Raw genomic sequence first — 16545 nt, 5'->3', positions numbered from 1 at the left:
TCAATTATGGCAACACATACAGCCCTTCAAAATAAGTGGTATAAACATATTCAAGCATGGAAGCAATCCAACCTCACTCAAAAAGCGTATTGTGAGCAACACAATTTAAAAACTAACCAATTAAGTTATTGGTATCGTAAGTTTGAACACGCCGACGTTCCACAAGCCGCTACACTAGCTCCCTCTAACTTTGTCCCTGTGACAATGAGCGAAGAGAGCCAAATAAAAGACAATAACACTCCCCCCAACCTAACACTTCAGTTTCCCAATGGAGTTTGTTTGACGGGTATACAGCTGTCGAATATAGAAATTGTCCAAGCGCTATTGAAGGTACTGTGATGACATTGATTATGCGTCCTTCAGCGTCATTAACAGCCGTTTACCTTTATCGTCCTCCTATCGATTTTCGTAAGTCCTACCAAGGGTTAGCCGCGATTGTTGAGCTAGAGTTAGGGCATAACCCTTATGAAGGACACCTCTATGCTTTTACCAATAAAAAGCGTAATAAAATTAAATGTTTGTTTTGGGAAAACAATGGGTTTGTTCTGTATTATAAAAGTTTAGTTGAGGAAAAATTTAAATGGCCTAAGCGGACAGAGTCACTGATTACCCTATCAGGTGAGCAAATAAATTGGCTACTGGATGGGTACGATATCAATAAAATGGTACCCCATAAAAAACTGCATTATGAGTCGTGTTTTTAATCTTTAAGGCGTGAGTTTCAGGCGTTAATTGGGTATAATTTATCTACGATGAAATTACCCAAAAATATCGCCTCTACTAGTCAGCAATTCTCCTCTTCTTATGTAGAAGAACTCAGTAGTTTGCTCCAAGAAAAAGAAGCCATTATCGCTGATAATAAACGGCTTATTGATCAAAAATGCCATATTATTGAAGAGCAGCAAAAGCGCATTGCCATATTAGAGGAGTATTTACGTTTAGAACGTCACCGCCGATTTGGACCCAGCAGTGAAAAAAATACTGCTCAAGGAGAGTTGTTTAATGAAGCAGAGCAGCTTGAGCAACAGGCTAACACGGCTGATGGAGAAGAGAGTAAGCCACAACCGCCCAAGAAAAAGGGTGGCCGGAAAGGGTTGTCACCTGCTATTCCAAGAGAGCAAATCTACCTCACACTCAGTGAAGAAGATAAAGCGGGGGCACTTGATACTTTTTTTGTCAAAGTGAAAGAGGAGCTGGATATTATCCCAGCCAAAGTGCGTGTCCTGGAATACTTGCAAGAAAAAGCCGTATTTGAAGATGATAACGCGCAACGCACAATCAAGTCAGCCCTACAACCTCAGCATCCCTTACCCAAATCGGTAGCAAGTACTGGTATGCTTGCTTATATCATTGTTGCCAAATACATGGATGCGCTTCCTTTACATCGTTTAGAAGGTATCTTTAACCGCTACGGAGGAAGCGTTACCCGAACGACGATGGCGAACTGGTTAATTAAGCTCGCTCGGCCATTGCAGCCATTAATCAATCTACTGCGAGACCACCAACTGGTATATGAACTTATTCAAGCCGATGAGACCCGCATCCAGGTATTAAAAGAGCCTGGTCGTTCACCTACATCCAATAAATATATGTGGGTGACACTCGGTGGTCCACCAGAACAACCAGCCGTATTATTTACTTATGATGCCTCTCGCGAAAAGGAGGTGCCCCTGCGACTGTTTGAAGGCTATCAAGGCTACTTACAGACAGATGGTTATGCGGCTTACGATGCGGTATGTCAAGAGAATAGTATTACGCGACTTGGGTTCCGAGTAGATGAGGACGTTACCGCCCTCACCCCTCACAGACCCGGACGAGCGCAATTAACGCATCCGGTTCCTCATCGTTATTGCCTCGCTAGTTGATGGCCTTGAATATACTGATGATAAATATGTGGCTGTTCTAATGGGAAACGGTTGAGGAGGGCCGTAAATCGTTGCCAGGGAATATAGCTTTTCCTGGACCGCCGCCCCAACCACTTACGCCACAAGTGTTGTACTTTATGGTGGATGTTTCTTAGCGATTTACCATTACCCGTGACACCAAAATAGGCATAATGTCCCCGTAATTTACGATTGAGCATTGTATGCTGTACATCCAATGGCTTGTGACGATATCGCCGACAAAACTCATTAAATGCTTTCAGTGTCCTGGCAAGCCGGTCTTTAGCCGTCTTCTGTCTTACAACAAAATGGCCTCGTCTGGATTTACCCCAGTAATGTGTAAACCCAAGAAAGTCAAAATTAACGGCCTTTCCTCGTTGCTGATTTTCTTTCCTAAATCGAAAGCGAAAATCGACACGCCGGGTTTTCTCTGGGTGTAGGTTAAGTCCATATCGCTCAAAGCGTTTACCCAGCACTTGTTGTACACGATAACAATCATCATAACGCTCAAATACCATGACAAAGTCATCGGCAAATCGCGTTAAACTACAATTGCCTCGCATACGTGGTTTTACTTCTTGGGTAAACCATTCATCCAACACATAGTGTAAATACACATTAGCTAATAGGGGGGATGCTACCCCACCCTGCGGCGTACCTCTGCCGGAGTATTTCAATACCCCAGCATCTAGAACGCCAGCTTTTAGCCACTTATCAATCAGTTTACGGACAACACCATCAACTACTCGTCTGGCCAGAAAATTTCGCAGGTGTTGATGATCAATCATGTCAAAATATCGTTGAATATCAACATCCAGCACCCAACGGCCTTTCTCATCCATAATATGATTACGTAGACTTTGCAGAGCTTGATGAGCTGATCGGTGTTTACGGAAACCAAATGAACAATCATAAAAGTCTTGTTCATAAATAGGCTCCAGCAACATCACAACCGCTCGCTGAACAATCTTATCCTCAAAGGTAGGAATACCTAATGGCCGTTGTTGGCCATTACCCTTAGGGATATAACTGCGACGTATGGCGGGAGCTTTATATTGCCCCGATTTAATTCGGTCCAATAAGTCTTGGAGGTTAGACTCCAGTTGGCTCTCATACATTGCTGCTGTTTGACCATCCACACCAACCGCCCCGTCTTTACGGGTAAGTTGGTAGGCTCTAAGAAGCCATGCATAATCAATATAGTGATTTAGAGAAGTAAAGGCCATCGCTGGGTTATTACGGGCCAGCATGGCTATTCGTTGTTGTTTCGTTGACACAAATATAGGTTTCTGTGCACCCATTATGTTTCCCAATAACGATTCAATAACAATGGTGCTCCCTTTCCTCGTTAGGGTCCTCCCGAGCAGAGTTCCCCTAAGTCAGCAGTACTATGGAGCACTAAGACTTCCAGTATTTACTACCCGGTCACTTATGGATTCGCTCACGGGCTCCTGAGATTGCTTCCTGTTTGCTCCATCAAGTTGGAAGCAGTTGCTTGATGGCCTGGCCCTGTTCAACCATAGAGCCTATGGTGGTTACTACCCAGGTCAACACTGGACCTCACAGGTTCCTGAGAAATCCATCCTATACCTTTGCCCTGGTCATAGATCCCGGTCGGACTGCAATACCTCACCTGTAGTGGTATTGGCAGTGCTGACCCCACACCCAACACAATGAGGTCTCCGACTGGTACATGATATCGAGACTCAATCCCACGGCTTCAGTACCCGCTGTCTACGCTTCACGAATAACGTTGCCGTTACCCATGCAAGACTCACTTCCGGCTGGTGGTTAACCTTTACCGGGAGGGAGTTGAACCCTCTGGATTTCAATGAATGATTTCAGCTCATTTAATACCTCCTTCATTCTCAGGCTTAGCCTGTCGCAAGTTGGGATCATGCTCGCCGTAAATTTGTAGAGGCCAAAAAAGCTGAGCCTCAACATACAAGTCAAACGGGCAACGTCAGCAAAGCGACCATTGCTCTCAATATGATTGCCAAGCTATATCGCATAGAAAAAGATATAAAAGGGCTGGATATTCAACAAAAATATCAAATCAGACAAAAGCACGCTAAACCACAATTAGACAATATCCGGAAATGGTTAGATAAACATAAAGACAAAGTACCCAAGGACGGCAAAATTGGTCAGGCCTTTACTTACCTTGATAATCAATGGGATAAACTGGTCGTCTATTGTGAATCAGGAATACTCCCCATCAGCAATATCAAAGCAGAAAATGCTATCCGCCCCTTTGCTGTTGGTCGAAAAAATTGGATGTTTGCAGATACACCACAAGGTGCCTATGCCAGCGCCACTTATTACAGCCTCATTGAAACCGCTAAAGCCAATGATTTAGAGCCTTATGATTATCTTAGAATCGTCCTAAAAGCACTACCCTATGCAGATAGTGTCGAAAAGCTTGAGGCATTACTTCCTTGGAATGTTGATAAAAGCCTGCTGAGTTAACCGTAAATTATTGACTAGCTTAGCTCAATAACGCTAAAGAATTGGCGCTTACAGTTTTACATCTAAAATAGCGACTTCTAGTATCATACTATCTGCCCCTGGCTATATAGCCACTCCATTATCTTACTTGATACTAATGAACAGTTCTGTTTATCCTGGTAACCTAACCATTTTACTGCCTCAATTTCAGCATTAGCCCGAATTTCACCACTAAACTCTGCTAAATAGCAGGTCATCTTAACCTGAGTACCTACTGAACGACCGTGGGCTTGCGCTTTAAATGTTGCTATATATTCAAGCGTTTCAGGTTTAAGCTCAATTGATAATTCTTCTTTAATTTCTCGAATAAGTGCAGCTTGGTCCGTTTCACCTACTTCCCGTTTGCCTCCAGGAATATAGTAAGTATCTTTACCTTTAGATCGAGCACCCAGTATTTTTTTATCTTTTATAAAGATCCATGCCAACTTATCTATTTCTTTCATTATTATCTCATTCGTGAAAAGCATACCATTGCTGTTTAGTGATTTTATACAATACATGCTCCCGTAATGGGCTTTCCGTTGATACACTAGGATGCTCAAAATTTTGCCTGGTATTGACCATCCCTAGCCTTTGCATCACCGCTTTCGACTGTTTATTAGTCACTGATGTAAAAGAAACCACTTCACTCAAGTTCAATTGATTAAACGCAAACTGTAATACTGATTGTGCTGCTTCTGTTGCGTAACCAACGCCCCAATATGCCTTAGCCAGGCGCCAGCCAATTTCAACACAAGGGGTAAAAGGCAGCTTTGCTTCAGGCTGATGAAGACCTACAAAACCAATAAACTGTTTAGTATCCACTAACTCTACTGCCCATAGCCCCCATCCTCGTTTGGCAATCAAAGAGACTATTTTATCTGCAAACGCATCACTTTCCACAGCTGATAAACAACTGGGAAAGTACTTCATCACTACAGGATCAGCATTGATAGCAGCACAAGGTTTATAATCCTCCGACTGCCATTGACGAAGTATTACCCGCTCTGTTTTCAGGGTTGCTATTTCAACCATTTATATTACTTCCAAACAAAGTGTCATAAAAGCTAACTAGAATACAGTAACTAAGATAATGCTACTACCGCTTCAATTTCAACCAGTAGATCTGGATGAATTAAGCTGGATACCTCAACCAGAGAGCAAGCAGGAAGATGCTTACCGTAAAACTCAACAAGCATAGGTCGGATGGTTGACAAACCATCGATTGATTTTAAAAATAATGTGGCTTTTAGGATATTAGTTGAATCACACCCTTCAATCTCAAGAATTGTTTGAAGCTGGCTCAATACAGTTTCTGTTTGCTCTGCTATACCTTTGCTTTGATTATCAGTACCTAATGCCGTTAACCCTGATACATACAATGTTTTATCATGACGAACAGCATGTACATAGGGCCCTACAATTTCAGGTAAATTTTTATGGCTCTATATGGATTCCTAGGGGGTAGAGCACAATACCACAAATGAGGTATTATTTGACCTCATTGGAAGGCTGTCATTAGATAATATACAAAAAATGATCAATATTAAGCAGCTAGTGGGCCGTGCGGAAAATAAGGTAACATTTATTGTTTTAATATAAAATAGTAGTATGAATACTACAAATGAATTTCGTTTAGCAAATAGCGATAAAGCAGAACTGAGCGCGTGGCTTCGACTAACAACTTTGCCACAAGGGTTAGCAATGAGGGCAAGACTGCTTTTATTGCTTGATGAGGGGCATAGTCCTACCTACATAGCCCTGTATCTGCAAACTTCCCGCAAAAGCATTTACAAGTGGAAAAACCGCTTTATTGAAGAAGGGGTAGATGGTTTGTTTGACCGTCCACGTCCTGGTAGACCTAGCCTAATAGATGAAGCAACCATACAAAAAGTTCTAACGTTGACAACTGAGCGTATTCCTCATGAGTCCACACACTGGAGTGTTCAGTTAATGTCAAAATATGCCGAAATTAGCACTTGGCAAGTGAGGCAAATATGGAAAGCTTTTGACCTGAAACCTCATCGGATTAAAACATTTAAGATTAGTAACGACCCTGACTTTGCAGAAAAAGTGGTGGATATAGTGGGGCTTTATATGAATCCTCCTACCAATGCAGTCGTTCTATCTGTTGATGAGAAATCACAAATACAAGCACTGGACAGAACCCAGCCGGGACTACCATTGAGTCCAGGAAAAATCGGCAGTCGAACCCATGATTATAAAAGGAATGGAACAGTTTGTTTATATACTGCATTCAATGTACTGACTGGCGAGGTGACAGGCAAAGTGACAGATAATCAACGTTCAAAAGAGTTTTTAAGCTTTTTGAAGCAGATTGAAAAGAAGACGCCAGAAGGGTATGAGTTGCATGTCATTCTTGATAATTTAAGTGCTCATAAGACACCTGATGTCATGAAATGGGTAAATAAAAAGCCGCATTTACACTTTCACTTCACTCCAACAAGTTCATCATGGTTGAATGCTGTGGAAGGGTGGTTCGCCCAGCTTGAGCGTAGAAGCTTATATAGAGGTGTATTTACAAGTGTTAAGGAACTTAAGGATGAAATCTACCGATTCATTAGCGTACATAATCGAGAACTAGCTAAACCATTTAAATGGGTAAAAAGTGCAAAAAGTATTATTGCCTCTGTGGAACGAGCAAAGAAACTGTTACCTAATTAGCCGCACGGCCCACTAGTAAACGACAAACAGTGTTATCAGTTCATTCGTCAGACTCGTTGGCCCAATGGCGTCAGTTGCCCCCATTGCCAGTCCCAGCAGGTTGAAAGCAAAGGCTATCACCAGAAACAAAAAGCCAGGAAGCGTTATCTCTGCAAGGCATGTTGTCGTACCTTTGATGACCTAACACTCACCGTTTTTTCTGGACATCACCAGCCAGTTAAAGTCTGGATATTATGTCTTTATTTTATGGGATTAAATCTATCCAATCGTCAAATTGCTCAAGAACTTGATATCAATAAAGACGATGCTCAAAAGATGACAAACCAGCTACGAGAAAGTATTTTTTCTAGGCTTCCAATGGCTGTACTCAGTGGTGAAGTAGAGGCTGATGAGGTCTATGTAGTGGCCGGCCACAAGGGTAATCCTGAGGCAGTTAAAAAAAGGCCGTAAAGGTCGAAGAAATCGATTAAGAGGTGCTCGTGGACGAGGCACATTAGAAAAAGAAAAGCCGCCTATCTTTGGACTTGTTCAACGAGGTGGGCAAGTGATTATACGGATGTTAGATAATGTCAAACAAAAAACCATAGAGCCCGTAATTAAGCAGTTTGTTAGTCCAGATACGCTCATGCATACTGATGAGTATAATATCTATTCACGGCTAAAAAGTTGGGGCTACCAGCATAAGACTGTTTGTCATGGAAAAGGCGAGTACGCTCGAGATGAAGATGGTGATGGCTTTTATGAGGTACACGTTAATACAATAGAAGGCTGCTGGTCTCTATTACGATCATGGCTAAGACCTCATCGTGGAATATCTCAGGAAAAATTGCCTTATTATTTAGCATTATTTGAGTTCGTATATAACGTAAGACGTCGTGGGAAAAGTTTGCTTAATGACTTAGTGGAGTTATTAGTATAACTCCCCCAGGAATCCATATAGAGCCAAGGTAATTATGGTTCACGGCGTTTGGCCAAAGAACTCCAAGAGTTAGGCTTTGAAATCGGTCGTTATAAAGTTCGTACATTAATGAAAAAACTTAATTTGAAAGTAAAGATAAAGACAAAATATAAAATCACCACTGACAGTAAACACAACCAACCTATTGCTGCTAATATTCTTAATAGAAAGTTTAATGTGAGTACAGTTAACAAGGTTTGGACGACAGATATTACCTATGTTTGGACTAACCAAGGATGGCTATATTTAGCAATCGTAGTTGACCTATATTCTCGGCAAATTATAGGCTGGTCTGTACAAGATAATATGCGTTCACAGTTGTGCTTGGATGCATTAGCTATGGCGTGGCACTGTAGGCTGCCTGCACACGGAATCATCCATCATTCAGATAGAGGTAGTCAATATGCAAGTGAGGAGTATCGTAATCAACTTAAGAGCTATGGCATGATCCAAAGTATGAGTAGAAAGGGAAATTGTTGGGATAATTCCCCAACAGAAAGAGTATTTAGAACACTTAAATCAGAGTGGTTACACCGATTTAACTTTCAAACGAAGGATGATGCACGCCAAGCTATCTGGGACTATATTACATATTATAATAGCGAGCGAAGGCATTCAGCTTTAAACTATCAAACACCGATGGAATTTGAGAGAGTCCATCAATTGAAGAAAGCCTCTTAAAAAACTGTTGGTTTTTACTTGACCACTACACTCTGTCTGTTTTACTAGTCAAATAGTCGGAACCAAATAGCACTAAAAACCACGCTTGCTGTACTATAACTCTTGTGTAACCCAAACAACTCTGACCCAGTTGTTACTGCATTGTCTCATGTTCGACTGCTTGTTTGTCGTCCACATTTTGTGAGGCAATGCTTTTTTACAAGCCCTTCAGTTTTACAAACTAACTTCTTTATAAGGTTATTTCTTGCCCAAGATTTTTTAGTTTTAATCAAAACCTAGCTGGGAGTTGATGGCAACTATTTTTCTTCTGGATTGATAAGCTTTAAGCGTTTTAATAGTGGAATAAGCAACAAAAATAGTACAAACCAAGGCACACCCATTAAAATCTCTAGCCTTGTAATAACGTGAATTAGGTACAAAAACTGCCCTAACTGATTAAAATAAGATCATTTATTATACCAATAAATGGTTTTTTAGGCTGCAAACAGTATGTAATAAGCCCACAAAGTAAATTAATAACAAAGCCTTTTTGGCTTCGGTGCCTGCTATGCTCTATATGATTGATATTTTTTAACTGATTCAATTATAGCTTTTTTCTAACTAATAGTTTATCAGACATTAACATCAGTTTATTTTTCATATTCTTTTTAATTCTTATAATTAAGTACAACCCTTCACCAAGTAGTTCATCAGTCAATTCAGATTATATGCAACCTTTGTCACCGAATAACTTTCCACTCAAACCCTTAGTTAATTATTTAAGGGAAGCTCAATCATCTGCATTCTCAGTTGTTAGTTTTAAAATCTCTATAGTGAGACTAGTGGAAGTAAATTAATATGACCAGTATTTCATTGATTGATAGTTTGCAAATCCATGGATTTTTCCGCCCCCTCTTTTTTTTGAAGCAACTTTCCCAAGTTGGCATAAACTTGATAAAAACGTCATCGACATCGCAAAATAATTTTACTGTACTCGTCCTTAAACCTTCTTTTTGTTTGTTTTTTGATTGCACACTTAACTCAATTATTTAGAAGGCTTATATTCAAGAGAGAGAATACTTACCAATACTAAAAGTTCAAAAAACAGCCTAAACCTAGCCAGAACTGATTATTTTTTCTCCAGATTCACGTTATTGAGAATCTAGCTCATTATATTGAAGTACAACAAAAACATGATCAAAGTGAATGGGACAAAATGAATTGCTAGCGGGTTTCCGCTAGCGATGTAACGATTCTGGTTTAATCTGAGTGTATCGACGCAACATATTCCAATCTTTATGACCGGTCACCAATGCCACCTCCTGAATATCATAGCCTTGCTCAAATAACCGACTCGCCGCCTCATGACGAAGGTCATGGAAACGTAAGTCGTGAATACCCAAGCTGCGCACCACACGAGTAAAAGCAGCCCCCACTGACTTTGAATTGTAGGGAAAAATTAAGTCAGAAACTTGTGATTGCTTTAACTCGATTCCGAAGTTTTTTTAGGTTGACATAACTGCTAATTTATTTATGCAGCCGCTCTGTATTTTAATGAGTCAGTGGGCTCTTGTTTGCCCAAATCTAAACCCGCTAAATGCTTTTTCGAGCGGCGCTCAGGAAGCACACTGATTATTGCAGCGGTAAAGGCTTTCAGTTGCTGTTTTGGTTCATCAGCCGTGACAACTGCTTCTACAGTTTTTATTAGGGCTTCTGTTTTGATTCGCTCAGTCAAACAGCCAACAGGAAGCCCGGGCTGCTTATTTTCAAGGCGGACGGATTGCTCTGGATGTAGCAGTAACATATGGTCGTACAGCAGGCTCATGATCACGCCTCGCGTTGATCCTTCTTCGCCTTGTTGTTTGGCCAATCGGTTCCAGCCAGCATGTTGCTTCCAGTCCTCAATGAAAACCTCAACTAACCATCTCAATGTATAAACCCTAGCAATATCACCATGCCGCCAGGACATGTCGGATGCCACTAGATATCGATAATTTTTTTCTCCCTCATATTTCAAAGCAACCACAAACCGCTTTTTACCATGGGCTTTCACATAAACCCGAGCCGCCAGCATGGTGATTGACTGTGTTTTTTGGCCTCGGATAATTAACTTGGTATCGACGCCTGTTTGGCGTGCAAAGTAATGTGTAAGTCGTACTTTTTTTCCTTGGGAAAGGATTAGTTGATTGGAGCGTAATTGACTCACCACTTGAGCACCACCCGTCGCAATGGAAGCCTTATCCATGAATTCTGCTGTGCTATACAGTGCATCAGCAATGACCGCATTAATCTTTATATCAGAAAATGACAATGAAAATGCTTCAACCATCTCAAGTGCTAAAGCTTGTTTGGTCGGATAATCTGGGTTGGGCTTAGGTTTTTTGGGTCTTTCTTTTCCAGGAATACCCAGCCTCTTTAGGGCTTTATTTTTCTGACGCCAAGCACTTAACGCTGGATCAGGTGTATAAAAGCGAAAAGCAATCGGTAAGGTAGCTACAGGTGTCACCAGTAGCATAAACACTAGCTCTTGCCCTTGAACATAGCCGCCGGATTTTTTATGTTTTATTTTATGCACACCTTTAATACGTCGTGTTCTCTTGGAGCGGACTTTATCACTATCGTCAAAAATGAGTACTCCTCTCGTAATATGATAGTGATTGAGTACTTGTCGGACACTGGCTTGCAACAACAATGACCAGGCAATTTTACTATGGTAAAACATCCAACGTAATTGGTCCTGCTTGAATGCTCCTAAGCTACACCGCTCAAAAACAGCCCAGCAAAATACACCAGTGACACCAATTCCCATCAGCATAATAGTTAACCAGCGACACTGGATACGACTTAATCCAGGAGATTGAAAAGAAACAGTCAAGGTGTCGTTTAGAGTTTGAACAAACTTTATCACATGGGGAATAGGGGTAATCAACACAAGTCGTCATCAAGTCGCTATTGAAATACAAGCGCGATATACTACACCATCACTGGTCTGCAGGTGTCGTGTTGATCGTTCTTTGCTAGGCGAAGAAATGGAGCAATACCTGTAGTCCAGTCTTCTGAATCTCTCTCATCGTGCTAGTCAAGCATTAAAAACTTCGGAATCGAGTTTAAAATAATATCCAGCGATTTACCCAGTAGTGGCACTTCCTGATGATTATTGTGTTTATTTTTGGGGTCTTTTCGCTCCCGGATGATGATCGTTTTTTTATCCAGATTCAGGTCTTCCCAACGTAAACTGCAGATTTCGTTTTGCCGCATGGCTGTATCGATAGCAAACTCAAAAATATCACTCATTGGAATATTGGCTTGCTGTTTAGAGAATCTTTTCTCAAAGGCTTCAGATAATTGCTTGATTTCCTCTGGTGTAATTCGTCGATCTCGTCGGCTTGATTTACCGATAAGCCCTAGCTGATTAAGCACTGGTCTTGCCGCATCAATAGCACCAGAGGTAATAGGAAGCCCCCAACCAGCTTGGCAAAGGCTGAATATGGTTCTTAGGTAAGTCACGTCCTGGCTAACAGTGGCAGGCCCCGCTCCTTCAGACTGACGAATCTTGCAGTGCTCAAGGACATCACTACTGGTAAGCTCTGCAGCAATTATCTTACCCAAGTCAGAACAACGTAATTGCTCCAGAGTATAACGCTTGCTTCGCCCTAACGGCTTGATAGGGTCAACCTCTTTGATGTATCGATCGATAAGTTGCTCAATCGTTACTTTTGCCACCTTCAGCTTTTGAATCCCTTCAGGTGTTTGTAACTCTAGCTCACGTTTCCTACCCCACAGTTTTGCTAGCTTCTCACGGTCAAAAGTCCGCGATTCAGAATAGACAATCTTACCTTTCCGCTTTACTCTCACCACGGCTCGATAAGCAACGCTTCCATTTGCTCTGGAACGCTTTAAAATGGTCAACATTTAGCTAGCTCCCAGCGGTGCACCATTTACAATATGGTACACCGAAAGGAGAAATTAAAGGCATTTTTAGGACTTTTTAGTCAACTGTTTGAATAATTTAAGATAGTTAACTTATTGAAATGCAAACAAAAAGCAGTAAAACCTTGAACCGAACTTTCTCCGTGGCGCCCATGATGGATTGGACAGATCGTCATGCACGCTATTTTCTTCGTTTAATTTCTAAACACTGCCTGCTGTATACAGAAATGGTAACCACTGGGGCCATTATTCATGGTGATCACCATCGGTTTTTGGCCTTTAATGCTGAAGAGCACCCCCTTGCTGTTCAACTAGGTGGTAGCAATCCAGCTGAGCTTGCTGAATGCGCCAAGATTGCTGAGAAATGGGGATATGATGAGGTTAACTTAAATGTCGGCTGTCCTAGCGATCGTGTGCAAAATGGACGAATTGGTGCTTGCTTGATGGCTGAACCTGGCACAGTAGCAGACTGCATTAAAGCCATGCAGGATGTCTGCAACATCCCTGTAACAGTCAAACATCGCATTGGCATTAATAGCCGCGAATCGTTTGAAGAGCTAACGGAGTTTGTTGCAACCATCGCAGACACTGGCTGTAATACATTTATTGTTCATGCCCGTATTGCTGTTTTGGAAGGGTTATCCCCAAAAGAAAACCGAGAGATTCCGCCACTAAAGTATGACTGGGTATACCAGTTAAAATCCCTTTTCCCCCAGCTGAATATTATTATTAATGGTGGAATCAACAGTTTAGATCAAGTGCAAGAGCACCTTACCCATGTGGATGGTGTCATGGTAGGTAGAGCAGCCTATCAAACCCCTTACTTGTTGGCAGATGTAGATCGACTGTTATATCAGGATAGTGCTCCTGCCCTCACCCGACACCAAGTGATTGATAAGTTGATACCTTACATAGAACAGCAGATGGCCAAAGGGGCTCAGCTACACCATCTCACCCGCCATATTCTAGGCTTATTTCAAGGTTTGCCTGGTGCTCGCCTGTTCAGGCGTCATTTGAGTGAAAATACCCATAAACCTGGTGCATCAATTGACGTATTAAAAACAGCCTTGACCAAGTGCCCAGACTTTTCACTTGCATAACATCACATGGTACTTCGTCCATGTTATGATGGACGAAGTCAGTTAATGAACGTAGGTCACTAAAATCATATTAGGTATTTTATGAGTAACCAATTAACTCAACTTAAAGCAATGACCACTGTTGTCGCAGATACAGGTGACATAGAAGCCATTAAACGCTATCAACCAGTTGATGCCACGACTAACCCTTCACTATTACTAAAAGCAGCAGCGTTGCCTCAGTATCAACCACTGCTACAAGAAGCAATTCTGTGGGCTAAGCAACAAGGTGGTAATAACCAAGAAGTGCTGGCAAATACAGTTGACAAACTTGCTGTTGCAATTGGCTGTGAGATTCTAAAAGTTATTCCTGGCCGCATTTCTACCGAAGTAGATGCAAGACTTTCATTTGATACCCAGGCAACCATTAATAAAGCTAAACACCTGATTGATCTGTATCAGACAGCTGGTATCAGTAAAGAACGCATATTGATCAAAATTGCTTCCACCTGGGAAGGTATTGAAGCTGCGCGAGTACTTGAAAAAGAAGGTATTGAGTGTAACTTAACGCTTATGTTCAGCTTTGCCCAAGCAGCGGCCTGTGCGGATGCAGGGGCTTTCTTAATTTCACCTTTTGTGGGTCGTATTTTAGATTGGTATAAAAGAGATACAGGTAAAGATCACTACCCTGCCCATGAAGACCCTGGTGTTTTATCAGTTACCAGAATTTACAACTACTACAAACAGTATGGATACAATACCGTAGTGATGGGAGCCAGCTTCCGCAATATTGGTGAAATTCAACAATTAGCAGGTTGTGACCGATTAACGATTAGCCCACAGTTACTGGCTGAGTTAGAAGCGACTGAAGCCCCCCTAACAAGAAAGCTGAGCCCAGAAACAGCTGAAGTAGAATGCGAGAAATACCTGGTTAGTGAACAAAAATTCCGCTGGGATATGAATGAAGATGCGATGGCGACTGAGAAACTAGCCGAAGGTATTCGTAACTTTGCGGCAGACCAGGTCAAACTGGAAAAGCAACTCGCCCAGTTGGGATAGTAAATGTTGTTTTTAACTTACCCCTGACCAACTGGGGGGGGTAAGTGGCCAGTCACTGCTAACTATCGCACTCTAAGCTTTTTACTAAATCTTTGAAAGTGTTGCGGTTTTTCTCATTCATGTTCATTAGCACTTTATGTGCGTCAAGTACTTTTTCTTTAGCCACTTGCTCCGAGCACTCCTGGCAAGGCAACTCGCTCATTTGCTGGCTTTCTTGAAGTTGATCCCTCACCAAAATAAACACCTGGTCAAATCCCATACTTAGCAAGACTCGATTAATGTCTTCATTCGTTGAAACAATGGTTGGGATTAATCCAAAGCGTCTTTTAGCTTGAATAGACAGTTTGGCCAGCAGCCCCAGCGACGTGCTATCAATGCCTTCAGTCTCGGTCAAGTCGACAATAACCGAGCGAAAGTCCGGCTGAGCAAACATCTTATCGAGGAAGGTATCTAGCGTTGAGCAAAGGGTCAGTCGCACATCACCTACAAATTTTAAAATGTACGTGCCTTCACTCTCAGCAAACTGAATTTTACCTACAGTCATGACATATTCCTGGCCAATACCAGTACCGCAATATCATCAGGCGCATCTTTCAGCTGTTCTAGCTCTAACGCCTCTATCAAGGCTTCAACGGTAATGGCGCCACCTCTAATCACTGACAACAAATATTCTTCTTTGTCTTTTAATTTAGCATGTGGGAGCACTTCAATGATGCCATCTGAAAAAGTTATTAACGCAAACTTTTCCGGTAGTTCCATGGTAAAGTCATTATAGGTGGCATCATCAAATAACCCCACTGGTAGTCCATACCCTTCAAGATAGGCAACCTCTTTATCCGTTGCCAATATTGGAAAGGGAAAGTGTCCACCAAATGCGTATGTCAACGTATTCGCTTTAGTATCAACAATACCACCAAACATGGTAACGTGCTTGCCTAAGTCGGTGTTAAGTAAGCCTCGATTGATATAGCTAAACATTTCAGATGGCTTAATTAAATTATTACTTTTTCGTGTAGTATATTCCCGCTTTAAACGGGTAGACATATGCTTAAGTAACACTGTGACAAATGCAGAAGATGCACCATGACCTGAGACATCGGCTAAATAAAAAGCAAACTGATGCTCAGATAACCGAAAATAGTCAACAAAATCCCCACTTAAATAAAGAGAGGGGCTGATATGGTGAGATAATTGGTAGTCTAAATAACGATAGGGAGTTGCCGGCAACATTTTCATTTGCACTTGCCGTCCGGCTTTTTGATCTGCTTGAAGCTCTTCTAAACTTTCACGTAATGTTTGAATCGCTTCTTCTAAGCTTTCTCTATAACGCTGGTTATCTTTAACCAACTGTGCATTTTCAAGAGCACGGTTGACTGCATGTTCCAGAACTTCTAAGTCAACAATAGGCTTAATCAAATAGTCGCTGGCACCCAGCCTAAGCGCCTCAACCACATCAGTCATCACTCCAGCGCCAGAAACCACGATAACAGGGGTTTCTGGTGAAGTTTCTCGAATTTTTTTTAGCACACCCAGCCCGTCAAGCTTAGGCATTCTAAGATCACAAATCACCAAATCAGGCTGATGCTGATCAAAGACTTCCAACCCATGCGCGCCATTTCCAGCTTCTAAAATAGTAAAGCCGCTATCTTCTAGATAGGCCACAACACTTTCACGTACTGTGGTCTCGTCATCTATTACTAGCAGTGTGTTGCTTTCCACCGCCATAAGGCGTCCTTTATATTCTTTACTTGTTTACTGCTTTTTGATGAATGGCTTTTTATCATCACTTTTGCAACCAAGCTTT

The 16545-nt window shown here is 41.7% G+C and carries 18 protein-coding genes and 3 pseudogenes; 12 read left to right on the top strand and 9 right to left on the bottom strand.

The genetic code is table 11. The features are described from left to right. Positions 1-6 precede the first annotated feature (6 nt). From tnpA to OQE68_RS22955, 3 genes are read left to right on the top strand one after another with little or no spacing between them, the layout of a single operon-like run. Complete coding sequence (gene tnpA, locus OQE68_RS22965) at positions 7-339, top strand: IS66 family insertion sequence element accessory protein TnpA (RefSeq protein WP_266195399.1); 333 nt, start codon at positions 7-9, stop codon at positions 337-339. After that, positions 339-704 (top strand): IS66 family insertion sequence element accessory protein TnpB, encoded by a 366-nt coding sequence (gene tnpB, locus OQE68_RS22960; RefSeq protein ID WP_180571953.1) that lies wholly within the window; start codon positions 339-341, stop codon positions 702-704. The genes tnpA and tnpB overlap by 1 nt, the downstream gene beginning before the upstream one ends. Before the next feature lie 48 nt (positions 705-752). Beyond that, a complete protein-coding gene (locus OQE68_RS22955) occupies positions 753-1865 on the top strand; it encodes an IS66 family transposase (protein WP_266195519.1) in 1113 nt (370 codons plus the stop codon). Here OQE68_RS22955 and ltrA read toward each other — a convergent pair. Further along, complete coding sequence (gene ltrA / locus OQE68_RS22950) at positions 1847-3184, bottom strand: group II intron reverse transcriptase/maturase (RefSeq protein ID WP_219340275.1); 1338 nt, start codon at positions 3182-3184, stop codon at positions 1847-1849. The two genes, OQE68_RS22955 and ltrA, sit on opposite strands and share 19 nt — an antisense overlap. Positions 3185-3785: 601 nt before the next feature. On the opposite strand from ltrA, the pseudogene OQE68_RS22945 reads away from it, so the two are divergent. Beyond that, a pseudogene (locus OQE68_RS22945) lies at positions 3786-4175 on the top strand (IS66 family transposase); the annotation flags it as partial. Beyond that, a complete protein-coding gene (locus tag OQE68_RS22940; RefSeq protein WP_266195865.1) occupies positions 4161-4352 on the top strand; it encodes a transposase domain-containing protein in 192 nt (63 codons plus the stop codon). The pseudogene OQE68_RS22945 and the gene OQE68_RS22940, both read left to right, overlap by 15 nt. 83 nt (positions 4353-4435) lie before the next feature. Here OQE68_RS22940 and OQE68_RS22935 read toward each other — a convergent pair whose 3' ends face one another. From OQE68_RS22935 to OQE68_RS22925, 3 genes are read right to left on the bottom strand one after another with little or no spacing between them, the layout of a single operon-like run. Beyond that, positions 4436-4834 (bottom strand): NUDIX hydrolase, encoded by a 399-nt coding sequence (locus OQE68_RS22935; RefSeq protein ID WP_266195800.1) that lies wholly within the window; start codon positions 4832-4834, stop codon positions 4436-4438. A gap of 7 nt (positions 4835-4841) precedes the next feature. Beyond that, a complete protein-coding gene (locus tag OQE68_RS22930; RefSeq protein WP_266195799.1) occupies positions 4842-5405 on the bottom strand; it encodes a GNAT family N-acetyltransferase in 564 nt (187 codons plus the stop codon). Between the two features lie 50 nt (positions 5406-5455). Further along, on the bottom strand, positions 5456-5794 hold the full coding sequence (locus tag OQE68_RS22925) for a RidA family protein (RefSeq protein ID WP_266195903.1): 339 nt from the start codon (positions 5792-5794) through the stop codon (positions 5456-5458). A 187-nt stretch (positions 5795-5981) separates the two neighbouring features. On the opposite strand from OQE68_RS22925, the gene OQE68_RS22920 reads away from it, so the two are divergent. The 5 genes and pseudogenes from OQE68_RS22920 to OQE68_RS22905 all read left to right on the top strand — a co-directional run. Next, the gene (locus tag OQE68_RS22920) at positions 5982-7055 is read left to right on the top strand and encodes an IS630 family transposase (protein WP_266195779.1); all 1074 of its coding nucleotides are present in this window, start codon (positions 5982-5984) and stop codon (positions 7053-7055) included. 30 nt (positions 7056-7085) lie between these two features. After that, positions 7086-7214, top strand: a pseudogene (locus OQE68_RS30990) (transposase); the annotation flags it as partial. 87 nt (positions 7215-7301) lie between these two features. Next, the gene (locus OQE68_RS22915; RefSeq protein WP_266195798.1) at positions 7302-7505 is read left to right on the top strand and encodes a hypothetical protein; all 204 of its coding nucleotides are present in this window, start codon (positions 7302-7304) and stop codon (positions 7503-7505) included. After that, positions 7477-7974, top strand: a complete 498-nt coding sequence (locus OQE68_RS22910; RefSeq protein ID WP_353620496.1) for an IS1595 family transposase — start codon at positions 7477-7479, stop codon at positions 7972-7974. The genes OQE68_RS22915 and OQE68_RS22910 overlap by 29 nt, the downstream gene beginning before the upstream one ends. A 33-nt stretch (positions 7975-8007) precedes the next feature. Further along, positions 8008-8694, top strand: a pseudogene (locus OQE68_RS22905) (IS3 family transposase); the annotation flags it as partial. 1217 nt (positions 8695-9911) lie between these two features. Here the strand turns inward: OQE68_RS22905 and OQE68_RS22900 are convergent. The 3 genes from OQE68_RS22900 to OQE68_RS22890 all read right to left on the bottom strand — a co-directional run bounded on the left by OQE68_RS22900 (position 9912) and on the right by OQE68_RS22890 (position 12585). After that, positions 9912-10166 (bottom strand): tyrosine-type recombinase/integrase, encoded by a 255-nt coding sequence (locus tag OQE68_RS22900; protein ID WP_180571966.1) that lies wholly within the window; start codon positions 10164-10166, stop codon positions 9912-9914. A gap of 38 nt (positions 10167-10204) precedes the next feature. Next, positions 10205-11605, bottom strand: a complete 1401-nt coding sequence (locus OQE68_RS22895; RefSeq protein WP_266195417.1) for a transposase — start codon at positions 11603-11605, stop codon at positions 10205-10207. 143 nt (positions 11606-11748) lie between these two features. Continuing rightward, positions 11749-12585 carry a tyrosine-type recombinase/integrase gene (locus tag OQE68_RS22890; protein WP_180567412.1) on the bottom strand — a complete coding sequence of 279 codons (837 nt, stop codon included), beginning with the start codon at positions 12583-12585 and terminating at the stop codon, positions 11749-11751. A gap of 119 nt (positions 12586-12704) precedes the next feature. Between OQE68_RS22890 and dusA the strand changes: the two genes are divergently transcribed. Further along, on the top strand, positions 12705-13703 hold the full coding sequence (dusA, locus tag OQE68_RS22885; RefSeq protein ID WP_180567413.1) for a tRNA dihydrouridine(20/20a) synthase DusA: 999 nt from the start codon (positions 12705-12707) through the stop codon (positions 13701-13703). 81 nt (positions 13704-13784) lie between these two features. Next, positions 13785-14741: a transaldolase gene (gene tal, locus OQE68_RS22880; RefSeq protein WP_180567414.1), complete on the top strand. Its 957-nt coding sequence runs from the start codon at positions 13785-13787 to the stop codon at positions 14739-14741. Positions 14742-14799: 58 nt separating this feature from the next. Here tal and OQE68_RS22875 read toward each other — a convergent pair whose 3' ends face one another. Both OQE68_RS22875 and OQE68_RS22870 read right to left on the bottom strand, forming a co-directional pair. Beyond that, entirely contained in the window at positions 14800-15285 is a 486-nt protein-coding gene (locus OQE68_RS22875; RefSeq protein ID WP_180567415.1) for an STAS domain-containing protein, read from the bottom strand. Next, the gene (locus tag OQE68_RS22870) at positions 15282-16466 is read right to left on the bottom strand and encodes a SpoIIE family protein phosphatase (RefSeq protein ID WP_180567416.1); all 1185 of its coding nucleotides are present in this window, start codon (positions 16464-16466) and stop codon (positions 15282-15284) included. Before OQE68_RS22870 ends, OQE68_RS22875 begins: the two co-directional genes overlap by 4 nt. Between the last annotated feature and the right edge of the window lie 79 nt (positions 16467-16545).

Origin of the sequence: Spartinivicinus marinus, from assembly GCF_026309355.1 — a bacterium.
GTDB lineage: Bacteria > Pseudomonadota > Gammaproteobacteria > Pseudomonadales > Zooshikellaceae > Spartinivicinus > Spartinivicinus marinus.
The sequence above is the reverse complement of the archived record's forward strand: the minus strand, read 5'-3'. Positions and strand labels throughout refer to the sequence as shown.